The organism is Streptomyces sp. DG2A-72 (assembly GCF_030499575.1).
Taxonomy (GTDB): domain Bacteria; phylum Actinomycetota; class Actinomycetes; order Streptomycetales; family Streptomycetaceae; genus Streptomyces.
In genome coordinates, this window is sequence record NZ_JASTLC010000001.1 from 2,961,098 (window position 1) to 2,984,642 (window position 23,545).

Here is a 23,545-nt window from a genome sequence, read left to right on the forward strand (position 1 = left end):
AATCGGCAAGACTCCACGGGCTGTTGTGATTAGCGTGCGGGCCATGAGTCTCGTACGCCGTGCCACAACCGAGGACGCGGAGGAAGTGCTCCGTCTGCGTCAGATCATGATCGATTCCGTGTTCTCCACAGGGTCCGGCACGGACTGGCATGCGGAGTCGCTCCCCACCCTCCGGCACCGGCTCGCCGACGCCAACGGGGACTTCGTCGCGTTCGTCGTCGACCATGCGGAGCGGCCGGGGGCGCTGGCGGCCCTGGTGGCCGGGACGGTCGAGTACCGCATCGGAAAGGCCGGGAATCCGCACGGGCGGGTCGGTTTCGTCTTCAGCGTCGCCACGGATCCGGACGCGCGGCGCCGGGGGTACTCACGCGCGTGCATGGCGGAGCTGCTGGAGTGGTTCCGGGAGCGGGGCGTCGGGCAGGTGGATCTCACCGCCTCCGAGGATGCCGAGCCGCTGTACGCCTCGCTGGGCTTCGCGCGTACGAAGGACCCCTTCATGCGGCTCAAGTTCTGAGCGGCTTACGCTCGACGCATGTCCTTCAAGAGCCTCGCGTTGATCGAGAACTGGCCGGTTTCCACCGCCGCGGCGGCCGTCGTACGAGCCGACGGCACCGTCCTCGGGTCCCACGGCCCGACCGGACACCCGTTCCCTCTCGCCTCGGTCACCAAGCCGCTCGCCGCATACGCCGCCCTCGTCGCGTACGAGGAGGGCGGCATCGAACTCGACGAACCGGCCGGCCCGCCCGGCTCGACCGTCCGTCACCTCCTCGCCCACACCTCCGGGCTCGCCTTCGACGAACACCGCGTCACCTCCGCACCCGGCGAGCGGCGGCTGTACTCCAACGCGGGTTTCGAGCAGCTCGGCGACCACATCGCGAAGGCCACGGACATCCCCTTCGCCGAGTATCTGCGACAGGCGGTGCTGGAGCCGCTGGGCATGACGTCGACGACGCTGGAGGGCTCCCCGGCGAAGGACGGCGTCTCGACCGTCGACGACCTCGCGCGCTTCGCCGCCGAGGTCCAGGCCCCCCGCCTCCTCGACCCCCGCACGGTCGCCGCGGCCATGACCGTCCAGTACCCGGGCACCAAGGGCGTCCTGCCGGGATACGGACACCAGAACCCCAACGACTGGGGCCTCGGCTTCGAGATCCGTGACTCCAAGTCCCCCCACTGGACCGGCACTTCCTCCTCGCCGCGCACCTTCGGCCACTTCGGCCAGTCCGGTACGTTCCTCTGGATCGACCCGGACGTCCGGCTGGCCTGCGTCGCCCTCACGGACCGGGCCTTCGGCCCCTGGGCGGTCGAGGTGTGGCCGGCGTTCACGGACGCGGTGCTGACCGAAGCCCGCTGAACTCCGCCTACTTATCAGGAAGTTCCCACACCAGCACCTCGGCCGGCGCGGACACGGCAAGAAGTTCGAGATCCTTCTCGCCGGCGGCCCGCACCGCGTCCCCCGGCCCCAGCTCATGCGGACCGAGCCGGACGGTCCCGCGCACCACATGCACGTACGTCAAAGGCGCATCCGGCACCGCCGTACGCTCCCCCGCCGACAGCCGGCGCACATGCAGCATCGCCCCCGCCTCGGGAACGGCATACGGCGTGGAGTCCGCGATGCCGCGCACGGTCTCGTAGGCGGGATCACCGCCCGGCTCCAGAGGTGCCAGCCACATCTGCACGAACGTGAGCGGCTCGGTACCGTCGTTCCGCTCGACATGACGCACCCCGGCCGCCGAACTGAGCCGCTGAACATCGCCGGGCCGGATCACCGTCTCGTGCCCCTGCGAGTCACGGTGCGTCAGCTCCCCCTCGACAACCCAGGTCACCAGCTCGGTATGGCTGTGCGGGTGCTCGTCGAAACCGGCGCCGGGGGCCAGGTGCTCCTCATTACAGGCGATCACCGGCCCGAAGCGAAGATTGTCGGGGTCGTAATGCGGCCCGAAGGAGAAGGCGTGCCAAGACTCGATCCCGGCCGCGGCCTCGCCTCCCCGGTAGCGGTCCGTCGCACGCCGTACGTCCATCACGCCCCCACCGTAGCCACATCCAGCAAGCGGCAAGGGCCCACCAACCTCCACTGGTCCCATGCGCCGGCCGCGAGGACACCGGCATTAAGCGCCCCCGTAGGCGACCGAGCCATCCGATAAGGCAGTCTTGTCCCGTGCCCGAACCCGAATCCAGCAAGCCACCCGCCACCAGCCCCGGCTCCCACCCCCACCCCGCAACCCTCAAGCGGCTGGAGAAGTCGTCGGGAAGTCTCGCCGCGCAAGCCATCGCGCGCATGGACGAGACGCTGCCGTGGTACCGGGCCATGCCCCCGGAGAACCGTTCCTGGATCGGTCTGGTGGCCCAGGCGGGCATCGCCGCGTTCACCGAGTGGTTCCGGCACCCCGACGCCCCCCAGGCGATCTCCACCGACGTGTTCGGAACCGCGCCGCGCGAGCTGACCCGGGCCATCACCCTCCGCCAGACCGTCGAGATGGTGCGCACCACCATCGAGGTCATGGAGTCCGCGATCGACGAGGTGGCCGCTCCCGGCGACGAGAACGTGCTGCGAGAAGCCCTGCTCGTCTACGCCCGCGAGATCGCCTTCGCCACCGCCCAGGTCTACGCCCAGGCCGCCGAGGCACGCGGTGCCTGGGACGCACGCCTGGAGTCGCTGGTCGTGAACGCCGTCCTCAGCGGGGAGGCCGACGAGGGTGCGGTATCCCGCGCCGCCGCCCTCGGCTGGAACGCTCCCGAGCATGTGTGCGTGGTGTTGGGTACGGCGCCGGACGGTGACAGTGAGTTGACCGTGGAGGCGATCCGGCGGGCGGCCCGGCACGCCAAGTTGCAGGTGCTCACCGGGGTGCTCGGGGACCGGCTGGTGGTGATCGCGGGCGGCAGCGACAACCCCCTCGCGGTGGCCAAGTCGCTGATCGGGCCGTATGCCGCCGGGCCGGTGGTGGCGGGTCCCGTCGTACCGGATCTGCTGGCCGCGACCCGGTCCGCGCAGGCCGCCGCGGCCGGGCTGAAGGCGTGTTCTGCCTGGCAGGACGCCCCGCGGCCGGTGCTGGCCGACGATCTGCTGCCGGAGCGCGCGATGGCCGGGGACCCGAGCGCTCGCGAGCAGCTGGTGGAGGAGATCTACAGACCGCTGGAGGAAGCCGGTTCCGCGCTCCTGGAGACGCTCTCCGTCTATCTCGAGCAGGCGAGCAGCCTCGAAGGCGCCGCGCGCATGCTGTTCGTCCATCCCAACACCGTGCGCTACCGGCTCCGACGTGTGACTGACGTCACCGGCTGGTCGCCATCAGATGTACGGTCGGCGTTCACGTTGCGGATCGCGCTGATCCTGGGGCGTCTGGCCGATGGAGATCCGCAGTCCTAGCCTTTTGTCGGGGGCCTACAAAACCCCTTCGCGTTCTTCGTCCCTGTCCCCACGGGCGGCCGTGGCCGTCCCCAAGAGAGAGTGTGAGAGTGCTCGTACTCGTCGCTCCCGGCCAAGGCGCCCAGACGCCCGGCTTCCTGACCCCCTGGCTCGAACTGCCCGGTGCCGCGGACCGCGTCGCCGCGTGGTCGGACGCCATCGGACTGGACCTCGCCCACTACGGCACACAGGCCGACGCGGACGCGATCCGTGACACCGCCGTGGCCCAGCCGCTGCTGGTCGCGGCCGGAATCCTCTCCGCCGCAGCACTGGGTGACATCGCGCCCGGCGCGGTCGCCGGTCACAGCGTCGGCGAGATCACCGCCGCCTCCTTCGCCGGCATCCTCGACGACACCGCCGCGCTGGCCCTCGTACGCAAGCGGGGTCTGGCCATGGCCGACGCCGCCGCGGTCACCGAGACGGGTATGTCGGCGCTGCTCGGCGGCGACCCCGAGGTGTCGGTGGCGCATCTGGAGAAGCTGGGCCTGACCCCGGCGAACGTCAACGGCGCCGGTCAGATCGTCGCCGCGGGCACGCTGGAGCAGCTCGCCGCGCTCGCCGAGGACAAGCCCGAGGGCGTACGCAAGGTCGTCGCGCTGAAGGTGGCCGGCGCCTTCCACACGCATCACATGGCTCCGGCGGTCGACGTGCTGGCCAAGGCCGCCGCGGACCTGACGCCCGGCGACCCCGGGATCACCTACGTTTCGAACAAGGACGGCCAGGCCGTCGCGACCGGCGCCGAGGTGCTCGAACGCCTCGTCGGCCAGGTCGCGAACCCCGTCCGCTGGGACCTGTGCATGGAGACCTTCAAGGAGCTGGGCGTCACCGCGCTCCTGGAGGTCTGCCCCGGCGGCACGCTCACCGGCCTCGCCAAGCGCGCGCTCCCCGGCGTCAAGACGCTGGCCCTGAAGACCCCCGACGACCTCGACGCGGCCCGCGAGCTCATCGCCGAGCACGCCGACGCCTGACGCCTAAGGAGCCGTAACGAACATGTCGAAGATCAAGCCCAGCAAGGGCGCCCCGTACGCGTGCATTCTCGGCGTGGGCGGTTACCGTCCCACCCGGGTCGTGCCGAACGAGGTGATCCTCGAGAAGATCGACTCGTCCGACGAGTGGATCCGTTCGCGCTCCGGCATCGAGACCCGGCACTGGGCCTCCGACGAGGAGACAGTGGCCGCGATGTCGATCGAGGCGTCCGGCAAGGCGATCGCCGACGCCGGGATCTCCGCCGAGCAGATCGGCGCCGTGGTCGTCTCGACCGTCTCGCACTTCAGCCAGACCCCGGCCGTCGCCACCGAGATCGCCGACAAGCTCGGCACCGACAAGGCCGCCGCGTTCGACATCTCGGCGGGCTGCGCGGGCTTCGGCTACGGCCTCACGCTCGCCAAGGGCATGATCGTCGAGGGTTCCGCGGAGTACGTCCTCGTCATCGGCGTCGAGCGGCTGTCGGACCTGACCGACCTGGAGGACCGGGCCACCGCGTTCCTCTTCGGTGACGGTGCGGGCGCGGTCGTGGTCGGCCCCGCCCAGGAACCGGCGATCGGCCCGACGGTCTGGGGCTCGGAGGGCGACAAGTCCGAGACGATCAAGCAGACGGTGCCGTGGACGGACTTCCGCAACGGCGAGGTCGCCAAGTTCCCTGCGATCACGCAGGAGGGCCAGGCGGTGTTCCGCTGGGCCGTGTTCGAGATGGCGAAGGTCGCCCAGCAGGCGCTGGACGCGGCCGGAATCACCCCGGACGACCTGGACGTCTTCATTCCGCACCAGGCCAACGAGCGGATCATCGACTCGATGGTGAAGACGCTGAAACTGCCGGAGCACGTCACGGTCGCCCGTGATGTTCGCACCACCGGCAACACCTCGGCCGCCTCGATTCCGCTCGCGATGGAGCGGCTTCTGGCGACCGGCGAGGCGAAGAGCGGCGACACCGCGCTCGTCATCGGATTCGGGGCGGGTCTCGTCTACGCCGCCACGGTCGTTACCCTCCCCTAGGCACTCCGTGCCGGATCACCCGGTCCGGCACGGAAACCAACGCCACACCCTCTGGATACATAGAAGGAGCGCCTGACATGGCCGCCACTCAGGAAGAGATCGTCGCCGGTCTCGCCGACATCGTGAACGAGATCGCCGGCATCCCGGTTGAGGACGTCCAGCTGGACAAGTCCTTCACCGACGACCTGGACGTCGACTCGCTGTCCATGGTCGAGGTCGTCGTCGCCGCCGAAGAGCGCTTCGACGTCAAGATCCCGGACGAGGACGTCAAGAACCTCAAGACGGTCGGCGACGCGACCGACTACATCCTCAAGCACCAGGGCTGACTCACCCCGTAGCCCTGACTGCAAGGCCCCGCCACCCGGCGGTGGCGCCGTTGTCCCCGCGATGAGCGGGGGTTGTCCTCCTCGGATCCGTTGGAGAAAGAATTCCCGTGAGCCCGACCAATCGCACCGTGGTCGTCACCGGTATCGGCGCAACCACACCGCTGGGTGGCGACGCAGCCTCTACCTGGGAGGGCCTGATCGCCGGCAAGTCCGGCGTCAAGCCCCTGGAGCAGGACTGGGCGGCCGAGCAGGCCGTCCGTATCGCGGCCCCGGTCGCCGTGGAGCCTTCCGAGGTCATTCCACGGCCGCAGGCCCGCCGCCTGGACCGGTCGGCGCAGTTCGCGCTGATCGCCGCCCAGGAGGCCTGGGCGGACGCCGGTTTCACCGCCAAGGCCGGTGAGACTGCGACATCAGCCGCTACCGCGGCGGGCACCGTCGACCCCGACCGGCTCGGCGCGGTCATCGCCTCCGGCATCGGCGGCGTGACGACCCTGCTCGACCAGTACGACGTGCTCAAGGAGAAGGGCGTCCGCCGCGTCTCCCCGCACACCGTCCCCATGCTGATGCCGAACGGCCCCTCCGCCAACGTGGGTCTGGCCGTGGGCGCCCGCGCGGGCGTGCACACGCCGGTCTCCGCGTGTGCCTCCGGCGCCGAGGCCATCGGCTACGCCATCGAGATGATCCGCTCCGGCCGCGCCGACGTCGTCGTCGCGGGTGGTACGGAGGCGGCGATCCATCCGCTGCCCATCGCCGCGTTCGGCAACATGATGGCGATGTCCAAGAACAACGACGATCCCGAGGGCGCGTCCCGTCCGTACGACGTGGCCCGTGACGGCTTCGTCCTCGGCGAGGGCGCCGGCGTGATCGTCCTGGAGTCCGCCGAGCACGCCGCGAAGCGCGGTGCGCGGGTGTACGCCGAGGCGGTCGGGCAGGGTATCTCCGCCGACAGCCACGACATCGTGCAGCCCGAGCCGGAAGGGCGCGGTATCTCGCACGCGCTGCAGAACCTGCTCGACAACACCGACCTGAACCCGGCCGAGATCATGCACGTCAACGCGCACGCGACGTCCACGCCGGCCGGTGACGTGGCCGAGCTGAAGGCGCTGCGGAAGGTGTTCGGCGACGACACGGACCACATGGCGGTCTCCGCGACCAAGTCGATGACCGGGCATCTGCTGGGCGGCGCGGGCGGCGTGGAGTCGGTCGCGACGGTGCTGGCCCTGTACCACCGGCTGGCTCCGCCGACCATCAACGTCGAGAACCTCGACCCCGAGGCCGAGGCCAACGCGGACGTGGTGCGCGGCGAGGCCCGGAAGCTGCCGGTCGAGGGCCGGATCGCCGCGCTGAACGACTCGTTCGGCTTCGGCGGGCACAACGTGGTGCTGGCGTTCCGTACGGTGTGAAGTCGCCGTTAGCTGAAAGTGGCCCGGTCTCCAGGCGGAGGTCGGGCCATTCGCCGTTGCTGGATCTGTTGTCGGCCGACTGCCGGTCGGTGGGAGCTGGTCGCGCCCACGCGGCGGAGCCGCATATCGATACAGCCCCGCGCCCCTTCAGGGCGTTGCCGCCCAAGTCCCTCTAGACGACCTGGTGCAGCCACCTCACCGGGGCTCCCTCGCCCGCGTACCTGAACGGCTCCAGTTCGTCGTCCCACGGCTTGCCCAGGAGCTTGGACAGTTCGGCCTCCAAGTCCGTCTCCCCCCGCTGGGAGCGGACGAGGGCTGCCCTGAGGCGGTCTTCGGGGATGAGGATGTCGCCGTGGATGCCGGTGACGGCGTGGAAGATGCCGAGGTCGGGGGTGCAGCTGTAGCGCTCGCCCTCGGCGGTGGGGCAGGGCTCGGCGGTGACTTCGAACCGCAGGAGGTGCCAGCCGCGCAGGGCGGACGCCAGTTTGGAGGCGGTGCCGGCCTCGGCCTGCCAGGAGAACTCGGAGCGCCAGGTGCCGGGGGCCGCGGGCTGCCGGATCCAGTCGAGGCTGACGCGTGTGCCGAGCACCCCGGCCACGGCCCACTCGACATGCGGGCACAGCGCGCGCGGCGCGGAGTGCACGTACAGAACTCCACGTGTCGTCACCGGGACCTCCGGGCAGAGCGGACCATCTTTGCGAACTGGCGGAACGGCAGTGGCTCCAGCCACGTTTGATGGCGAGGCTACCGTGCGGCGGCGCAAGGAGTGTGACGTACCGTCGGTCCCGGTGCCGTGAAACGCCCGCCATTCACCCGGCAGGACGCTTGTACGGGTGCGCGGCGTTGCTTCTCGCGCGGTCGGGAACTCCCGCGCGTTGTTATGGGGGAGGAGCATTGCATGTCGAGCGAGGGGATCACCAGGGGATGCGGAAGCGCAGCGGCCGTTCGACGGCTGTTCTCGCCGTTCTGGTGACGGCCGTCCTGGGTGTCGCGGGGTGCGACGCCGCCGGTGGCGACTCGCCGGCTCCGGGAGGCACCGAGGCCAAGCAGGGGAAGCCGTCCCCGAGGCCGACCCCGACGTGGGACCGCAGCCCGAGCTCGGTCGCCGCGGTGGGCGACTCCATCACCCGGGGTTTCGACGCGTGCTCGGTCCTGTCGGACTGCCCCGAGGCCTCCTGGGCGACCGGCAGCAGAGAGGACGTGGACAGCCTCGCCGTACGGCTGCTGGGCCGGACGCAGGCCGCAAAGCGCAGCTGGAACTACGCCCGGACCGGGGCGCTGATGGCGGACGTGGCCGGGCAGATGGCGCAGGCGGTGACGCGGAAGCCGCAGTTGGTGGCGGTGATGGCGGGGGCGAACGACGCCTGTCGCGCGACCACGTCGGCGATGACCTCGGTGGCCGACTTCCGCACCCAGTTCAAGGACGCGATGAGCACGCTGCGCACTTCTCTGCCCAAGGCCCAGGTGTATGTGGCGAGCGTGCCGGACCTGAAGCGGCTGTGGTCCGAGGGGCGGAGCAACCCGCTGGGCAAGCAGGTGTGGAAGCTCGGGATCTGCCCCTCGATGCTGGACGACGCGGACGCTCTGGACGCGGCGGCGACCCTGCGGCGGGACACGGTGCAGGACCGGGTGGAGGCGTACAACGAGGTGCTGGAGGAGGTGTGTGAGAAGGACCGGTACTGCCGCTTCGACGGCGGCGCGGTGTACGAGTACCGGTTCGGTACGGAGCAGCTGAGCCACTGGGACTGGTTCCACCCGAGTGTGAACGGACAGGCGCGGCTGGCGGAGATTGCCTATCGCACGGTCACCGCGAAGAAGGCATGAGCAGGGGGCTCGAAGGCGTGAGCCGGGGTTTCCGAATTAGAGTTCCGATCATGAACGAACTCTTCGGCACACTTTCCGACGGCACCCCTGTCCACCGCTGGACCCTGGAGCGTGCGAACGTACGCGTGCGGATTCTGTCGTACGGCGGGATCGTGCAGTCGGTGGAGGTGCCGGACCGGGAGGGGCGACCGGGGAACGTGGTGCTGGGGTTCGCGGACCTCGACGGATATACGGCGCACCCGGGGCCGTATTTCGGCGCGCTCATCGGGCGGTACGCGAACCGGATCGCGGGCGGCGGCTTCCCGCTGGACGGCGTGACATACGCGCTGGAGCCGAACAACGGGCCCAACTCGCTGCACGGCGGCGGGCGCGGCTTCGACAAGCGGGTGTGGGACGTGACGCCGGTCGAGCACGGGGTGCGGCTCGCACGCGTCAGCCCGCACGGCGAGGAGGGCTTCCCGGGACGGCTCGACGTCTCGGCGACGTACACGCTGGATGGCGCTGGCTCGCTGTCGATCGCGTACGAGGCCGTCACCGACGCGCCGACCATCGTGAACCTGACGAACCACTCGTACTGGAACCTGAGCGGTGCGGGGAACGCGGGCGGGCATGAGCTGCGGATCGCCGCCTCGCGGTTCACACCGGTCGACGCGGATCTGATCCCGACCGGTGTCGCCCCCGTCGAGGACACCCGCTTCGACTTCCGTACGGAGCGCAAGGTCGGCGCCGGCTACGACCACAACTTCGTGCTCGACAAGGGAGTGACATCGGCCCCCGAGCGCGTGGCCGAGCTGTACGACCCCGCGTCCGGGCGGACGCTGACGGTCGCGACCACCGAGCCCGGCCTCCAGCTCTACACCGCCGACCATCTGAGCGAGCCCTTCTCCCCCGGCGACGGCATCGCCCTGGAGACCCAGCACTTCCCGGACTCCCCCAACCGACCGGAGTTCCCGAGCACGGTGCTGCGGCCGGGTGAGGTGTTCCGGTCGCAAACGGTGTACGGCTTCTCGGTGAGCTAGTCCCTGGGAACGCACGAGCCCCGGCCCGGGTGTCAGGTCCCGGACCGGGGCTGCTCGTGGGAAGACTCGTCCCGAAGTCCCGTCCCGCCTCAGACGTTAATCGTCGCGGTGAGACGACGGTCCGTGATCGAGCGGCCGACCTGGATCTCGTACGAACCCTTCACAAACGACCACGACATGGTCATCTCGTCCCAGATCTCGAACATGCGGCGCGGGAGTTCCACGGTCACCTCGGCGCTCTCACCGGGCGCGGCCTCGACGCCCGCGAAGCCGGCCAGCCAGCGCGCCGGGCGCTCGGCGTCGGGCTCGCTGGGCGCGAGGTAGACCTGGACGACCTCGCGGCCCGGGCGCTCGCCGCAGTTGCGCACCCGGACCCGGACCGTCGTGCCCGTGACCTCGACGGACTCGTACGTCCAGTCGGTGTAGCCGAGGCCGTGGCCGAAGGCGTACGACGGGCTGCGGCCCTCCTTCTCCCAGGCGCGGTAGCCGATGAACACGCCCTCGGTGTAAGGGAGTTCACCGTCGGACGGGACGACCTGGGTGACCGGGGCGTCGGTGAGCGAACCCCAGGTGGTGGGCAGGCGGCCGCCGGGCTCGTGGGCGCCGGTGAGCACGTCCGCCAGGGCCGCGCCGCCCTCCTGGCCGGGGAACCAGCTGAGCAGGACCGCGGCCACGTCGTCGCGCCACGGCAGCTCCACCGGGGAGCCGGAGTTCACCACCACGACCGTGTTCGGGTTGGCGGCGGCGACCGCGCGCACCAGGTCGTCCTGGCGGCCGGGCAGGCGCAGGTCCGCCCGGTCGAAGCCCTCGGACTCGACGCGCTCGGTCGTGGCGACCACGACGACCGCCGTGTCGGCGTCGCGTGCCGCTGCCACGGCCTCGGCGATCAGCTCGTCGGGGTCGCGCTGCGGGTCCTGGTGGGCAAGGGCGAAGATGATCGCCCGCATCGGGAGGCCCTCGGGCCGTTCGGTGACGTAGGTGAGGGAGACGTCGACCGGTTCACCGGCGGTGAGTTCTGCCTGGGCGCGGGGTGTGGGCCCGCCGAAGAAGGTGATGAAGGGGTCGTCCTTGGCGGGGTTCTGGACGTCGTCGAAGTACGTCGTGCCGCCGATGGTGAGCGTGAAGGTGCCGATGCCCTGGATGCCGAAGGTGTGGAGCCCGCTCTCGCGCGGCGTGAAGGTGCCGGTGAGCTCGACGGTGTGCAGCTGCTCGTAGGTGACGCCCTCGGGCAGGGCCGACGGGCCCATCCACTTGAGCTGGCCGCCCGGGGCGGAGTCGGAGCCGATGACGTTTCCGTCGGCGTCGCGGCAGATCGCACGCAGTTCGAAGCCCGTGTCGAAGACGGAGAGTTCGGTGTCCAGGGCGGCGCCGACGGTGTAGGTCAGGGTGCCCTCGGGAAGCGCGGCGGTGAGGCCGTCGAGCGGGGAGACGATCCGGGACGGGAAGACGGTGGCGGAGCCGCCGCCGAGGACACGGGCGTCGCGGGCGGCGGCGCCGATGAGTGCCACTGTGCCCTTGGGCCGCAGGGGCAGGGCTCCCTGGTTGCGTACGAGGACGAAGGCGCGGCGGGCGATCTCGCGGGCCAGCTCGATGCCGTCGACGGTCTCCGGGAGTTCGGTGACGACCGGCTCGGCGCCTTCCAGGATGCCTACGCGGGCCGCGAGGCGCAGGACATTGCGTACGGCGGCGTCGACCGTGGCCTCGTCGACCTTGCCGTCCCTCACGGCCGCCGCGAGGGCCTCGCCGTACACCGTGTCCGGGCCGGGCATGGCGACGTCGAGGCCGCCTTCGATGGCACCGACGGTCGACCGGGCGGCCATCCAGTCGGAGACGTTGCAGCCGTCGAAGCCCCATTCGCCGCGCAGGATCTCGTTCACCAGGTAGCGGTGCTCGGTCATCGTCGTGCCGTTGACCGTGTTGTACGCGGTCATGATGCTCCAGGGGTGGGCGTTGTCGACGATGGTCTCGAAGGGCGCCAAGTACAGCTCGCGCAGAGCGCGTTCGGAGACCAGGTTGTTCACCGTGAAGCGATCGGTCTCGGCGTCGTTGGCGACGAAGTGCTTGGCGGTGGTACCGACGCCGCCGGACTGGACGCCGTTCACATAGCCAGCGCCGATCAGGCCGGTGAGGTACGGGTCCTCGCTGTAGGCCTCGAAGTGCCGGCCGCCGAGCGGGGAGCGATGCAGGTTGACCGTGGGGGCGAGCAGGAGGTGAACGCCCTTGCGGCGGGCCTCCTGGGCGAGCAACACCCCTGCCCTGCGGGCGAGTTCCGGATCCCAGGCGGCGGCGAGGGCGGTCGGGGACGGCAGGGCGATGGAGGGGTCGTCGGCGGTCCAGCGCACACCACGAACGCCGATCGGGCCGTCCGACATCACCAGGGACTTCAACCCGATCTCGGGGAGTCCGGGCAGGGTCCACATGTCCTGACCGGCGAGCAGCCGTGCCTTCGCGTCGAGGCCGAGCCTGGCAAGCGCGGCCTCGACGACCTCCTCGCGCGACTGATCGGCCGGGGTTCCCACCATCGCGGTGCCTCCTCATTGAAGTCCGTGCCCGTCTCCATCCTTCCTCGGCGACCTGCGAAGGACACAAAACCGCAACCATCAATTGAGCAACCCCCACGGCGAGCAACCACGTCCGCGAGAGCGGCGGCGGTTCAGCCGCAAAGAAGAGCCATGCTGGTGGGCGCCGTGCCGGTGAGGAACTCGCGGCGGACCGCGCCGTATTCGTGCGGTTTGCCGATGTCGGTCAGGTAGGTGCGGATGTTGATGATGTCGGCGAGCGTGGCTCCGTGGGCCCTGAGCAGCGCCTCGATGGCCTCGAAGACGCCGCGGCTCTGAGCGGCGAGGTCGGCTCCGTCGGCGACCTGTCCGGAGAGCTGCGGCGCGGACGGCGGGTTGTCGAGAGTGACCTTCATGTCCCCGACGCCAGGCTCGGGGCCGCGATGCGACGAGCGAATGTCCAGCATGGCTGCCATGCCGAACCAGCATCATTCCAGCGAGCCCGCCGACCTCTCGACCGTGTGGCTGCGCGTGTTCCTGGAGGTTGCCCGGAACGGCTCGTTCACCGTGGCCGCGCGCACGCTCGGCTGGACGCAGTCCGCGGTGTCCCGGCAGGTCTCCTCGCTGGAGGCGGCGCTGGGCGGGGCGCCGCTGTTCGACCGGCTGCCGAGGGGTGTACGGCTGACGGAGGCGGGCCGGGTCCTGGTGCCGCACGCGGAGGCGGTCGTAGCGGCGCTGCACGGTGCCGCGCGTGAGCCGGCGGCGCTGCGGGAGGTGGCGGGCGGGCGGCTGCGGTTCGGGGCGTTCGCGACGGCCGACGCGGCGCTGGTGCCCCGGGCGCCGGCCGGGTTCCGCGCCCGCCACCCCGGCGTCCTGGTCACCCGCGAGGAGGGCTTCACACCGGTCCTCCTGGACCGCCTCACCGCCGGCCACCTCGATCTGGCGGTCGTCTCGACGACGGGCGGCGCGCCACTCGACGCCTACGAACTCCACCACCTCCTCGACGAGTCCCTGTACGTCGCCGTCCCCGCCGACCACCCCCTGGTGAACCATCGGGCCCCGTCCGCCTCGACCGACTCGCCGACGCCGACTGGATCTCCGGCGGCTCCCGCCCCGAGGGCACGCTCCTCGACGCGGCCCTGCGCCAGGGCTTCCGCCCCCGCGTCGCCCATGTCGTCGGCGAGTGGACCGCCAAGCTGGGCCACGTCGCCGCGGGCCTCGGCGTGACCCTGGTCCCGGCGCTGGCCGCCGAGTCCGTGCGCCCGGACGTGGCACTGCTGCCGGTGCTCGACGAGGGGGCTCCGGCGCGGGCGGTGTATGCGGCGACGGTGCGGGGGCGTTCGCTGTCACCGGCGGCGGAGGGGTTCATCGGGGTGCTGCGGGAAGTGGCGGCCGAGTTGGCCGCCTCCCCTCAATGATCTACCCATGCTCCTCCCGTCACGCCATACTGCCGAGCACGCTTCCCCACGGCGACGGAAGGACCTGACTCCCTTGAATTCCATACGTGTTCGGATCGGCGTACTCGGACTCGCCCTGCTGGCGGGGCTCGCCGCCCCGACGACGGCGACGGCGGACACAGCCCCGGCCCCGACTGTCGAGGAGCTGCGGCTGGACAAGGCGCAACCGCAGGAGATCCTCAGGCGTTCCGGATTCGACACGGTGGCGCCGGAGTTCGCGCGAGCGCTCGCGGCGACGGAGACGTATGCCCAGGCCCGCCGGACCGTCGTACGGGAGGGTTCGGCGCTGTGGCGGCGGGCCGTGGCTCGGGCACAGGGTCGGGCGCCGGCCGGCGGGGATCTGAGCCGGGACGACGACCGGCCGCTGTACTGGGCGCGGCTGGGGATGACCCGGGAAGTGCGCACCTGGGAGCCGGAGTTCGGGCTCAGTGGCGCCCAACGGGCCCGGCTGATCGAGGAGTTGGAGCGGAGTTCTCGCGGGCAGACCGCCATCCGGTATCCGCAGGGCAAGGGAATCAAGCGGGTTCTGGTCACCGGGTTCGACCCGTTCACGCTGGACCGGGACATCCGGATCTCCAACCCGTCCGGGGCGACCGCGCTGGCCCTCGACGGCACGGTGATCGAGACGGCGGACGGTCCGGCACGGATCGAGACCGCCGTGTTCCCGGTGCGCTGGCGGGACTTCGCGGCAGGGACGGTCGAGCGGACGCTACGGCCCTATCTGCCGAAGGTGGACCTGTTCACGACCGTGAGTCAGGGCCGGGTCGGGCGGTTCGACATCGAGCGGACCAACGGGGCCTGGCGGGGCGGCTCGCTGGACAACGAGAACACCGGTACGGCCGAGACGATCCCGGTCACCGACCCGGCCTCGCAGCCGCAGTGGACGTCGACCAGCCTGCCGTATGCCGCGATCGTGGCCGCGAGCACCGGGCGGTTCCCCGTCTACGACAACACGAGCGTGACCGAGATCCCGGCGGTGGCACCGAGCCCGTCGTGCGGCCGGACGGACCGACGCCCGGGTCGACGGCGCGTGCCGGGGGCGGCGGCAACTACCTGTCCAACGAGATCGCCTACCGGGCCACGCTGTTGCGGGACCGGCTGGGGCTGCACGACTCGCTGCCGGGCGGGCATGTGCACACGCCGGTGCTGCAGTTCGGCACGGGCAACACCGACCCGGCGACGGGGGCGGTCACCGACCCCGAGTTCGTGCGGAACCGGCTGGACATCATCGGTCAGGTGCGGGCGATCCTGACGGTGGCCGTCAACGAGTGATCACTGACTGATCACTGGGCGATCACTGGGCGATCACTGGGTGACTTCCTCCTCCTCGGAATCTGCGGCGCCGTCCTCGACGGTCTCCTCGCCGGCCAGGTCGCGGGCCATCAGCGTGGCGCCCGCGACCGCGCCCGGCATCAGGAACACCGCGACGAACGGGACCACGAAGGCCAGCGCGAGGGGGGTGCCGAAGCCCCAGACCAGGGTCTTGCGGGAGCGGAGCAGGGTGAGGCGGTCGCGCAGGTCGACGCAGCGGCGCTGGAGGGCGACGGAGGTGAGTTCCTCGGTGAGGAAGAAGCCGGTGACGAAGAAGCCGATCACCGGGACGACCGTCTGGCCGACCACCGGGATGAAGCCGCAGGCGAAGAGCAGGATGCCCCAGAGCGCGGCCCGTATGAGGACTCTCAGGCTGTCGCGGCCCGAGATCCACAGCTCGCGCCAGAGCGGCAGGCCGGACTCCGGTGCGGTGCCGTCCGGGGAGACGTCCCGGTCGACCTTCTCGGAGAGGTTCTCGTAGAAGGGCTGGCCGATCAGGAGGGTGACCGCGGTGAAGGTGAGGACGGCGAGGAGCAGGCCGAGGGCGAACAGGACGGCGGTGAGGAAGCCGCGGAACAGGCCGAGCCAAGGGCTGGACCAGTCGTCGGCGAAGGGCGTCGCCCACGCCACGAAGTCCTCGCCCCACAGCGCCAGCGAGACCAGCGCCGCCGCATAGAGGACGAGCGTTATCAGGCCCGGGACCAGCCCGAAGCCGTACTGCTTGCCATGCCGGGCCACCCAGCGTTGGCCCTTCAGCAGGTAGTTGAAGCCCACCCCAAGATCGCGCATGGAGAAAACTCTAGCGGCACGCACTGACAGTGACGGGGTGGGCCGTGGGGAGTGGGCGGGGTCAGAAGGGGCGGTCGCCGGCGATGGCGACGCGTTCGGCGACCCGGCGGTGCGAGCCGTAGTCGTTCACCGCGTAGTGCTGTGTGGCGCGGTTGTCCCAGAAGGCGACGTCTCCGGGCTGCCAGCGGAACCGCACCTGGTACTCCGGAACGTGCGCCTGCTGGAAGAGGATGCGCAGCAGCCGGTCGCTCTCCTCGCGCTCCATGCCCGTGATCCGGGTGGTGAACGAGGTGTTGACGAACAGCAGCCGGCGGCCGGTTTCCGGATGGGTGCGCACCACCGGGTGCTCCACGGGCGGGAACTCGTCCTGATGGGGGGCGAGGCGCTCGGGGCCGTAGAAGCGGGCGAATCCGGGGATGAAGTCGTGCACGGCGGTGGCGCCGTCGATGCGGTCCTTCACGTCCTGCGGCAGGTTGTCGTACGCGGCGGCCATGTCCGCCCACATGGTGTCCCCGCCGAACGGCGGGACCTCGCGCAGCTGCAGCACGGCACCGAGCGCGGGCCGCTCACGGAAGGTGACGTTGGCGTGCCAGACGTTCTCGAAGGTGGGCGTGGCTTCGCCACCCTTGTCGAAGCGCACCACGTCCTCGCTGGATCCGCGGGCGAGCAGCGGGTTGGTCTCCAACTCCCCCCAGTTACGGGCGAAGTCACGCTGCTGCGCGGAGGTGAGGTGCTGAGCACGGAAGAAGAGGACCTTCCACTCCAGCAGGGCGCGGTTCAGCTCCTCGCGCAGGGCGGGGTCGAGCGGACGCGACAGGTCGGCGCCTGTCACCTCGGCCCCGATGGTGCAGCCCTGCGGCACAAGCTCAAGGTGCTGATACGGCCGTTCCTGCCACCCTTCGGGCAGCCGCCGCAGCGTGCGCGCACCCTCGTACATCCCGCCCTCGGGCACGCGTGCTTCGCGCAGCACCGTCGGCGGTACGGCGGATGGGACGGTCACGGTCATGGAGTGTCTCTCCTCGTTCGCGTTGTCCATGGCAGAAGTCGTCCATGGCTGAAGTTGTCCATGGCAGAAGACGGCCGCAGACGACGGCCGACGCGAGACGTGTGCCTTGGAGCGTCGCGAACGAAGGGCGTTGCGCGCGGCGAGCACACGGCTCGGCGGCAACTCGACTAGCGACCGGAGCGTTCGCACCCGGTCCGATCAGGGGCACGCAGAGGCCCCGTCGTCGTGTCGAACCGGTACTCGATCATGTCGACGATTGTGTGGGCCCCCCTTTGCCCTGTCAATGGCGCGCCGCCCCGGTGACCGGTCACCGGGGCGGGCGGACGCTCCCGGCTATCCGAACTGGCCGGGCTGGTAGTCGCCGGCGGGCATCTGGAGCATGACGTTCGCCCGGTTGAAGGTGTTGATGAGGGCGATCCCGCACACCAGGGCGGCCAGCTCCTCCTCGTCGTAGTGCTTGGCGGCATTCTCCCAGGCCTCGTCCGTGACACCGCCGGCCGCGTCCGCGATGCGGGTGCCCTGCTCCGCCAGTTCCAGCGCGGCCCGCTCGGCCTCGGTGAAGACCGTGGCCTCCCGCCAGGCCGCGACCAGATTGAGACGCTCGGGGGTCTCACCGGCGGCGACGGCGTCCTTGAAGTGCATGTCGGTGCAGAAGCCGCATCCGTTGATCTGGCTGGCACGGAGCTTCACGAGCTCCTGTGTCGCGGCCGGCAGCGTCGAGTCCTTGAGCACCGTGGTCGCCGCGGTGATGTGCTTGAAGGTCTTCATGATGGTCGGGCTCTTGAAGGCGTCCAGTCGGGCAGTCATGGTGATCTCCTCCGCCGTTGTTGTTGGCTACACAGCTATGACGGAACGACCCCGGCACGGTGTGACATCGCCGGATGTGACCTGCGTCTCCTTGCCTCAACCCGCCACGGACACGGCCACCACAACCCCGCGATCCGCCGCCGGAGACACCGCCGCCGTCACCCGCACCGCCGCAGCCCGCGCCACCCGCCCCGCTCGCGAGGCCGTGGCCAGCATCAGGGGCTGAACCGACTCCAGTGCGGACACCACCAGTTCCTCCCCGGCGATGAGCACCGGCCGCGCCGCCTTCGTCGTCGCCGCGGCGGCTTCCGTGAGGTCGGCGAGAGGCGGCAGGGCAGCGCGTACGACACCCGCGCCCGCGGCGGCCGCACGCTCGGCCAGGGCCACCTGGAGCGGCATCAGCGGGGCCAGCGCGGACGTCAACGCGTCGGCAACACGGCGGAGTTCGGGGGTCGACTCGTTGAGGACGTCGGTCGCCGCCCGGATCAGCGGAGTGAGAGCGAGCAGCACACCCGCGGCCAGGCCCGCCGCCGCGGGCAGCAGCGGTGACGTCGCCTCGACGAAGTCGCCGAGGGCGGTGGCGAATTCCTCCACCGCGGGCTCCACCGCGTCCAGCACCGGCAGCAGGCTGTCGCTCAGCGCCGCCAGCAGCGCCTGGGCGGGCTCGCTGACCGGGTGCACGGCGAGCGGGGCGCCGCTGGTGCCGAGCCGGGTGAGGGTGTCGACGATGCGGTAGAACGCCTCCTGGGCCTGCGGGGAGGCGCTGGCCTCGGCGAGTTCGGCGGTGGTCTCGCGCAGGACGCGCAGCACCTCCGCGCCCGAACCGTCCCGTGGGTCGAAGGTGTTGATGGCGATTCTGGTGATGTTCCCGGCCGTGTCCAGGAGTTGGCCGGTGATGTCGGTCGTGCTGCGGGCCATGCGCAGCATCTCGTCCCTGCTGGGGAGCGAAGGGATCGTCGCCATGAACACTCCTCGCGTAAGCGCTCCGCTGGAAGGCGGTGACTCGGCTGCGGGTCCGTCGGGGCTGGTCGCGCAGTTCCCCGCGCCCCTTTGGGCGCTGCGGAACCGCCAGACCCTCCCAGGGCACACCGCCGGGCCCCCTCAGCATGCCCCGTTCACCGGGCCGGGGATGCGCCATCCGGGGCATCGGCGACACGGACTCCCTCTTGTTGCCGTTGAGTCGAACAGGTACATCTCGCCGTACCGATCTCAGGAAGCCCGGAGGAGGTACGCGTGCGCACCACGAGAACCGCCCCTGCGAGACCCGTCCTGATCACCGCCCTGGCACTCACCACGGCGGGCTCACTTCTGCTCACCCCCGGCAGCGCCGGGGCCGACACCGAGCCCGTCACCCGGGAAGGCCCCGCCCTCGACCGACAGGCCGCCCTGACCCCGGTGAGCGCGGCCGAACGGGCCCTCGCCACCAACGTCGGCAGAACCGATTCCGCAAGCGGCTATCCCCGCGAGCAGGTCCTCACCCCCGGCCCCGAGAACCCCGCCGACAAGTCCATCGAGCTCGGCCTCACCCCGTACCACGCGATCGCCCCGAAGCTGAACGCCCTGCAGGCCCTGGGCGATCGGGTGAGCGTCGAGGTCGTGGGCCGCTCGGCAGGCGGGCACCGCCTGTACCTCGTCACGGTCACCGCCCCGGAGTCCGCCCGCCAGACCCGCGCCCAGGAGCGGATGCGCGAGCTGATCGAGAAGGCGGCCGCAGTCGCGGCCAAGTCCCCTGAGATCAAGGCGCGTTACAAGATCCCGCTGTTCGTGAACAACAACATCCACGGCAACGAGTGGGAAGGCACAGACGCCTCGCTCGGCCTCATCAAGCAGCTGGCGACGGCGAACGACACGAAGACCAAGGACCTCCTCTCCCGCTCCCGCCTCTACTTCAACATCACCGCCAACCCGGACGGCCGTATCGCCGGCACCCGCACGAACGCCAACGGCTTCGACATGAACCGGGACTTCGTGACCGCCTCGCAGCCCGAGGTGCGCGCGATGCGCCAGATCCAGATCGACAAGCAACCCGCCGTCATGCTCGACCTGCACGGCTACGTCAACGGCACCCTCATCGAACCCACCACTCCCCCGCACGGCGAGAACTACGAGTACGACCTCTTCCTCAAGAACACCTACGCCAACGCCCTGGGCATGGAGTCGGCAGTCAACGGCCTCGGCTACACACCTGCCAAGGACGGCGTAGAGCCCGCCCAAATCCCCTTCCGTGATCAGCAGGAGGGCTGGGACGACTGGCCGCCCATCTTCACCCCGCAGTACGCGGCCTTCCAGGGCACGGTCGCCGCGCACACCGTAGAGATCCCCCTCGCGGTGAACAACGAGGAGTACGACACCCTCCCGACGGCGGAACTGCGCCGTAGGTCCGCGATCAACGTCGACGTAGCGGGCGCCGCCATCCGCGCCACCCTCGACTTCACGCGCACCCACCGCGGTTCACTGATCGCCGACCAGATCGAGGTCTTCCGGCGCGGCGCGGCAGGCGAGGCGCAGATCCCGGTATCGCAGGAGACGGTCCCCGGCGTCCCCGGCATCGGCCCCGAGGACGTCTACACCACGAACTTCCCCCGCGCATACGTCATCCCCGCAGGGCCGCCCCAGCGCTCGGCGACCGCCGCCGCCCGCCTCGTGGACCACCTCCTCGCCAACGACGTCACCGTCACCCGCGCGACCCGCCCCTTCCGGCTCGCAGGACGGACGTACGCACAGGGCTCCTACGTCATCGACATGCACCAGCCCAAGCGCGGCCTCGCGAACGCCCTCCTCGCCGACGGCACCGACATCAGCTCCAAGGTATCGGTCATGTACGACATCTCGGGCTGGAGCCTGGGCCGCCTCTGGGGCGCCACGGTGAAGCCCGCACAGAGCGGCAGTCTGCCGTACGACGCACTGCGCACCATCGAGAGGGCCACGCCCGTCGCCCACGTCGCCCCCTACGGCCGCTTGCGCCTCCGCCTGGACACCCCCCAGGAGATCGCGGCCCTCAACGACCTCCTCCAGCAGGGCATTTCCCTACGCCAGGCCCCGGACGGCAGCGCAATCCTCCAGCCCTCGGCACGCAAGGCGGCAGTCACCGCAGCCCGCACCCACGACGTGGCCTTCGAGGCAACGCACACGCGCGGCACCACGGAACTGCGCCGACTCCGCCTGGCAGCCGCCGTCACAGCGGGCGAGCTGTTCGCGCTCCGGGAGATGAACTTCGAGGTCACGCCCGTCTCCACGGCCGTACTGAACGCGGGCTTCGACTGGTCGAGGACAGACGCTCTGTTCGTCTCGGCCGGACTGTCCTACGACGCCCTGAATCCGGCTGCCCGCAAGGCGCTGGACACCTTCCTCACCCACCACGGCGGGCTGGTCGGCCGAGGCACCACCGGCGCGGACCTCACCTCCGCGACCGGACGGCTGGCCGCCAAGCCGGTGGAGGGCAACGGTGACGCCAACGGCGTGGTGCAAGTCGTCAATACGGGCGGGCGGATCACGGGCGGCGCTCCGGACCACAGCTTCGTGTACGCGCCCGTCTGGTTCACCGACCTCGGACCCGAAGCGCGGGTGGAGCAGTCGTACACGACCGGTAACCCCCTGCTCTCCGGGCACTGGCGGCCATTGGAGGACGGCAGTGGCGGTCCGGAGGCAGCGGCCGGGCAGGCCTCGGTCGTCAGTGGTCCAGGTGCCGTGCTGTTCGGCACCGAGCCCCTCTTCCGGGATCATCCGAAGGGGGAATTCGCGCAGGTGGCCCGGGCATTGTTCACCGTGGCACAGGCGAGTCAGGAGAGTGGTGGATGACGACGAAGGAGATCCACGGCACCGTAGCGGACGGTTTCGACGCAGTGCGCGACGAATTCGCCGCGTTCGTGGCGAGCGAACGGGACGACTACGAGGGCCAGTTGTGCGCATACGTCCACGGCCGCAGAGTCGTCGACCTGTGGACCGGCGACGGCGCCGACGCCGCATCCCTCTACGGCGTGTACTCGTCCACCAAGGGCGCCGCCCACCTCGTGGTCGCGCTGCTCGTGCAGGACGGCACGCTGGAACTCGACCGCAAAGTGACCTACTACTGGCCGGAGTTCGGCGCCGAGGGCAAGGCCGCCCTCACCCTGCGCGACCTGGTAACCCACCGGGCAGGCTTGATCGGCCTGGACACCGGCTTCTCCCCCGACGAGCTGGCCGACGACCGCATGATCGCCGAACGGCTCGCGGACCAACGCCCGTTCTGGCGCCCCGGCACCGCCTTCGGCTACCACGCCCTGGTCATCGGCGCACTCACGGGCGAGGTGGCACGCCGCGCGACGGGACGCACCCTCCAGGAACTGTTCGAGGAACGCGTACGCGCCCCGTACGCCCTCGACTTCCACCTCGGCCTGCCGCAGCCACTCGACCCCCGCTTCCGCTCGGCGCAACCCATGCTGCCGACCCCGAAACAGCAGGCCGTACTGGACGCGGCCCCGACCGGCCCGCACACCCTCGCGTCGATCGCGTTCAACGCCCATGTGCCGAACCCGGGCGAATTCACCGACTTCGCCAACTCCCGCACCGTACGTGCCAAGGGCCAGGCCTCAGCGGGCGGCGTGGCATCCGCGCGCGGCCTGGCCGGCATGTACGCGGCGGCCATCAGCGAGATGAACGACCGCCCACCCCTACTCAAGCCGGACACCGCAGCCGAGGTGGGCCAGATCCACTCCATCGGCTACGACCTGGTCACCCGCACCCACCGCTCCTACGGCCTCGGCTTCCAGGCCACCGCCGACACCTGGTACCCCTTCCTGGGCGCCGGCGCCTTCGGCCACAGCGGCGCCCCCGGCTCCCAGGCCTTCGCCGACCCCCGCAGCGGCCTGGCCTACGGCTACACCCGACGCCGGTTCGCCTACCCAGGCGGAGCAGCACCGGAGAACGAGCGGTTCGTAAGGGCCACTCACAGGGCAACGCTGGCGACCTGACCGCAAACAACAACAAACGGCAAGAGCCCACCAACAACAACTGGTCCGACGCGCCGGCCGCGAGGGAGCCGTAGGGGGCGCGCCGGTGTCGAGACGGCGAACGCGCGGAGGCGCGAAGCGCTGAGCACGATCGCCGTCTCGACACCGGCATCAAGCGCCCCCGGAGGCGCCCGAGCAATCAGATCAGCACGGTGATGTTGCCGCGTGTGGCCTTCGAGTACGGACACACGAGGTGGGCCTTCTCAACCAGAGACCTGGCCGTTTCCGCATCGACATTCGGAATGTCCGCAGAGATCTCCACGATGATCCCGAACCCGTCCGCGTTCTTCCCGATCCCCACCTTCGCGGTGACCGTAGAGCCGGAAATATCAGCATTCTCCCGCCGAGCAACAACACCCAGCGCCCCCTGAAAACAAGCGCTGTACCCAGCGGCGAACAACTGCTCCGGATTGGTGCCGGAGCCGCTGCCGCCCATCTCCTTGGGCGGGTTGACGACGACGTCGAGCTTGCCGTCGTCGGTGGCGACGCGGCCGTCACGGCCGTTCTCGGCGGTGGCGACGGCGGTGTACAGGACCTCGGACTGCTGAATGGGCATGCGGTTGTCTTCCTCCTCGTCCGCCGCGACTCGCGCCCACGATCGACGGCGGTTTCGGAAAGAAGTTATCGCATGCCGAAAACTAGGGGTAGGCCTCAGGGGTACCCCGTAGATCCTGAGGACTACGGTGGATCACCACGCAGAGTGACGCGGTCTACACTCCTGGCCT

General features: G+C 70.4%; 20 protein-coding genes and 2 pseudogenes. 13 read left to right on the forward strand and 9 right to left on the reverse strand.

Translation table 11 applies throughout. From position 1 onward, the window contains the following. Positions 1-43: 43 nt before the first annotated feature. Together QQY66_RS14230 and QQY66_RS14235 are read left to right on the forward strand one after the other, a co-directional pair. Positions 44-514 carry a GNAT family N-acetyltransferase gene (locus tag QQY66_RS14230; protein WP_301979732.1) on the forward strand — a complete coding sequence of 157 codons (471 nt, stop codon included), beginning with the start codon at positions 44-46 and terminating at the stop codon, positions 512-514. Between the two features lie 18 nt (positions 515-532). Beyond that, the gene (locus tag QQY66_RS14235; RefSeq protein ID WP_301979734.1) at positions 533-1,351 is read left to right on the forward strand and encodes a serine hydrolase; all 819 of its coding nucleotides are present in this window, start codon (positions 533-535) and stop codon (positions 1,349-1,351) included. Between the two features lie 7 nt (positions 1,352-1,358). Here the strand turns inward: QQY66_RS14235 and QQY66_RS14240 are convergent, their stop codons facing one another. After that, positions 1,359-2,018 carry a pirin family protein gene (locus tag QQY66_RS14240; protein ID WP_301987311.1) on the reverse strand — a complete coding sequence of 220 codons (660 nt, stop codon included), beginning with the start codon at positions 2,016-2,018 and terminating at the stop codon, positions 1,359-1,361. 137 nt (positions 2,019-2,155) lie between these two features. Between QQY66_RS14240 and fasR the strand changes: the two genes are divergently transcribed. From fasR to QQY66_RS14265, 5 genes are all read left to right on the forward strand, one after another. Then, positions 2,156-3,361, forward strand: coding sequence for a fatty acid biosynthesis transcriptional regulator FasR (fasR, locus tag QQY66_RS14245; RefSeq protein ID WP_301979735.1), 1,206 nt, complete (start codon positions 2,156-2,158; stop codon positions 3,359-3,361). Between the two features lie 89 nt (positions 3,362-3,450). Further along, positions 3,451-4,368, forward strand: coding sequence for an ACP S-malonyltransferase (locus tag QQY66_RS14250; RefSeq protein WP_301979737.1), 918 nt, complete (start codon positions 3,451-3,453; stop codon positions 4,366-4,368). Between the two features lie 22 nt (positions 4,369-4,390). Further along, the gene (locus QQY66_RS14255) at positions 4,391-5,392 is read left to right on the forward strand and encodes a ketoacyl-ACP synthase III (RefSeq protein ID WP_301979739.1); all 1,002 of its coding nucleotides are present in this window, start codon (positions 4,391-4,393) and stop codon (positions 5,390-5,392) included. Positions 5,393-5,469: 77 nt separating this feature from the next. Continuing rightward, positions 5,470-5,718 carry an acyl carrier protein gene (locus tag QQY66_RS14260; RefSeq protein WP_004001566.1) on the forward strand — a complete coding sequence of 83 codons (249 nt, stop codon included), beginning with the start codon at positions 5,470-5,472 and terminating at the stop codon, positions 5,716-5,718. A gap of 107 nt (positions 5,719-5,825) precedes the next feature. Further along, positions 5,826-7,121 carry a beta-ketoacyl synthase gene (locus QQY66_RS14265; RefSeq protein WP_301979750.1) on the forward strand — a complete coding sequence of 432 codons (1,296 nt, stop codon included), beginning with the start codon at positions 5,826-5,828 and terminating at the stop codon, positions 7,119-7,121. 172 nt (positions 7,122-7,293) lie between these two features. On the opposite strand, the gene QQY66_RS14270 is transcribed toward QQY66_RS14265, so the two are convergent. Continuing rightward, positions 7,294-7,788 carry a DUF3145 domain-containing protein gene (locus QQY66_RS14270; protein ID WP_210573945.1) on the reverse strand — a complete coding sequence of 165 codons (495 nt, stop codon included), beginning with the start codon at positions 7,786-7,788 and terminating at the stop codon, positions 7,294-7,296. A gap of 257 nt (positions 7,789-8,045) precedes the next feature. Here QQY66_RS14270 and QQY66_RS14275 point away from each other — a divergent pair, with 257 nt between their 5' ends. Together QQY66_RS14275 and QQY66_RS14280 are read left to right on the forward strand one after the other, a co-directional pair. Further along, positions 8,046-8,945, forward strand: a complete 900-nt coding sequence (locus QQY66_RS14275; protein WP_301979753.1) for an SGNH/GDSL hydrolase family protein — start codon at positions 8,046-8,048, stop codon at positions 8,943-8,945. Between the two features lie 50 nt (positions 8,946-8,995). Further along, a complete protein-coding gene (locus tag QQY66_RS14280) occupies positions 8,996-9,964 on the forward strand; it encodes an aldose epimerase family protein (RefSeq protein ID WP_301979755.1) in 969 nt (322 codons plus the stop codon). Between the two features lie 89 nt (positions 9,965-10,053). Here the strand turns inward: QQY66_RS14280 and QQY66_RS14285 are convergent, their stop codons facing one another. Both QQY66_RS14285 and QQY66_RS14290 read right to left on the reverse strand, forming a co-directional pair. Next, positions 10,054-12,486: a glycoside hydrolase family 3 protein gene (locus QQY66_RS14285; RefSeq protein ID WP_301979757.1), complete on the reverse strand. Its 2,433-nt coding sequence runs from the start codon at positions 12,484-12,486 to the stop codon at positions 10,054-10,056. 131 nt (positions 12,487-12,617) lie between these two features. Next, positions 12,618-12,938 carry a RidA family protein gene (locus tag QQY66_RS14290; RefSeq protein WP_301979758.1) on the reverse strand — a complete coding sequence of 107 codons (321 nt, stop codon included), beginning with the start codon at positions 12,936-12,938 and terminating at the stop codon, positions 12,618-12,620. Between QQY66_RS14290 and QQY66_RS14295 the strand changes: the two are divergent. Both QQY66_RS14295 and QQY66_RS14300 read left to right on the forward strand, forming a co-directional pair. After that, positions 12,937-13,880, forward strand: a pseudogene (locus QQY66_RS14295) (LysR family transcriptional regulator). The gene QQY66_RS14290 and the pseudogene QQY66_RS14295 sit on opposite strands and share 2 nt — an antisense overlap. Before the next feature lie 73 nt (positions 13,881-13,953). Then, positions 13,954-15,191 (forward strand): annotated as a pseudogene (locus tag QQY66_RS14300) (pyroglutamyl peptidase). 33 nt (positions 15,192-15,224) lie between these two features. Here QQY66_RS14300 and QQY66_RS14305 read toward each other — a convergent pair. The 4 genes from QQY66_RS14305 to QQY66_RS14320 form a co-directional block, all read right to left on the reverse strand. Next, positions 15,225-16,019, reverse strand: coding sequence for an EI24 domain-containing protein (locus QQY66_RS14305; RefSeq protein WP_301979760.1), 795 nt, complete (start codon positions 16,017-16,019; stop codon positions 15,225-15,227). A 61-nt stretch (positions 16,020-16,080) separates the two neighbouring features. Then, positions 16,081-17,025 (reverse strand): TauD/TfdA family dioxygenase, encoded by a 945-nt coding sequence (locus tag QQY66_RS14310; protein WP_301979761.1) that lies wholly within the window; start codon positions 17,023-17,025, stop codon positions 16,081-16,083. Between the two features lie 333 nt (positions 17,026-17,358). Continuing rightward, positions 17,359-17,832, reverse strand: coding sequence for a carboxymuconolactone decarboxylase family protein (locus tag QQY66_RS14315; protein ID WP_301979763.1), 474 nt, complete (start codon positions 17,830-17,832; stop codon positions 17,359-17,361). A 96-nt stretch (positions 17,833-17,928) separates the two neighbouring features. Further along, positions 17,929-18,795 carry a hypothetical protein gene (locus QQY66_RS14320; RefSeq protein ID WP_301979764.1) on the reverse strand — a complete coding sequence of 289 codons (867 nt, stop codon included), beginning with the start codon at positions 18,793-18,795 and terminating at the stop codon, positions 17,929-17,931. A 270-nt stretch (positions 18,796-19,065) separates the two neighbouring features. On the opposite strand from QQY66_RS14320, the gene QQY66_RS14325 reads away from it, so the two are divergent. After that, positions 19,066-21,630 (forward strand): M14 family zinc carboxypeptidase, encoded by a 2,565-nt coding sequence (locus tag QQY66_RS14325; protein WP_301979765.1) that lies wholly within the window; start codon positions 19,066-19,068, stop codon positions 21,628-21,630. Next, positions 21,627-22,781, forward strand: coding sequence for a serine hydrolase domain-containing protein (locus QQY66_RS14330; protein WP_301979766.1), 1,155 nt, complete (start codon positions 21,627-21,629; stop codon positions 22,779-22,781). The genes QQY66_RS14325 and QQY66_RS14330 overlap by 4 nt, the downstream gene beginning before the upstream one ends. 178 nt (positions 22,782-22,959) lie before the next feature. Here the strand turns inward: QQY66_RS14330 and QQY66_RS14335 are convergent, their stop codons facing one another. Beyond that, positions 22,960-23,376: an organic hydroperoxide resistance protein gene (locus tag QQY66_RS14335; protein WP_301979767.1), complete on the reverse strand. Its 417-nt coding sequence runs from the start codon at positions 23,374-23,376 to the stop codon at positions 22,960-22,962. Positions 23,377-23,545: the final 169 nt, after the last annotated feature.

Excerpts from the sequence above, each read along its gene's own strand:
- QQY66_RS14230 (WP_301979732.1), top strand. The coding sequence starts at position 44 with ATGAGTCTCGTACGCCGTGCCACAACCGAGGACGCGGAGGAAGTGCTC.
- QQY66_RS14235 (WP_301979734.1), top strand. The coding sequence starts at position 533 with ATGTCCTTCAAGAGCCTCGCGTTGATCGAGAACTGGCCGGTTTCCACC.
- QQY66_RS14240 (WP_301987311.1), bottom strand. The coding sequence starts at position 2,018 with ATGGACGTACGGCGTGCGACGGACCGCTACCGGGGAGGCGAGGCCGCG.
- QQY66_RS14255 (WP_301979739.1), top strand. The coding sequence starts at position 4,391 with ATGTCGAAGATCAAGCCCAGCAAGGGCGCCCCGTACGCGTGCATTCTC.
- QQY66_RS14260 (WP_004001566.1), top strand. The coding sequence starts at position 5,470 with ATGGCCGCCACTCAGGAAGAGATCGTCGCCGGTCTCGCCGACATCGTG.
- QQY66_RS14275 (WP_301979753.1), top strand. The coding sequence starts at position 8,046 with ATGCGGAAGCGCAGCGGCCGTTCGACGGCTGTTCTCGCCGTTCTGGTG.
- QQY66_RS14280 (WP_301979755.1), top strand. The coding sequence starts at position 8,996 with ATGAACGAACTCTTCGGCACACTTTCCGACGGCACCCCTGTCCACCGC.
- QQY66_RS14285 (WP_301979757.1), bottom strand. The coding sequence starts at position 12,486 with ATGGTGGGAACCCCGGCCGATCAGTCGCGCGAGGAGGTCGTCGAGGCC.
- QQY66_RS14290 (WP_301979758.1), bottom strand. The coding sequence starts at position 12,938 with ATGGCAGCCATGCTGGACATTCGCTCGTCGCATCGCGGCCCCGAGCCT.
- QQY66_RS14305 (WP_301979760.1), bottom strand. The coding sequence starts at position 16,019 with ATGCGCGATCTTGGGGTGGGCTTCAACTACCTGCTGAAGGGCCAACGC.
- QQY66_RS14310 (WP_301979761.1), bottom strand. The coding sequence starts at position 17,025 with ATGACCGTGACCGTCCCATCCGCCGTACCGCCGACGGTGCTGCGCGAA.
- QQY66_RS14315 (WP_301979763.1), bottom strand. The coding sequence starts at position 17,832 with ATGACTGCCCGACTGGACGCCTTCAAGAGCCCGACCATCATGAAGACC.
- QQY66_RS14320 (WP_301979764.1), bottom strand. The coding sequence starts at position 18,795 with ATGGCGACGATCCCTTCGCTCCCCAGCAGGGACGAGATGCTGCGCATG.
- QQY66_RS14330 (WP_301979766.1), top strand. The coding sequence starts at position 21,627 with ATGACGACGAAGGAGATCCACGGCACCGTAGCGGACGGTTTCGACGCA.
- QQY66_RS14335 (WP_301979767.1), bottom strand. The coding sequence starts at position 23,376 with ATGCCCATTCAGCAGTCCGAGGTCCTGTACACCGCCGTCGCCACCGCC.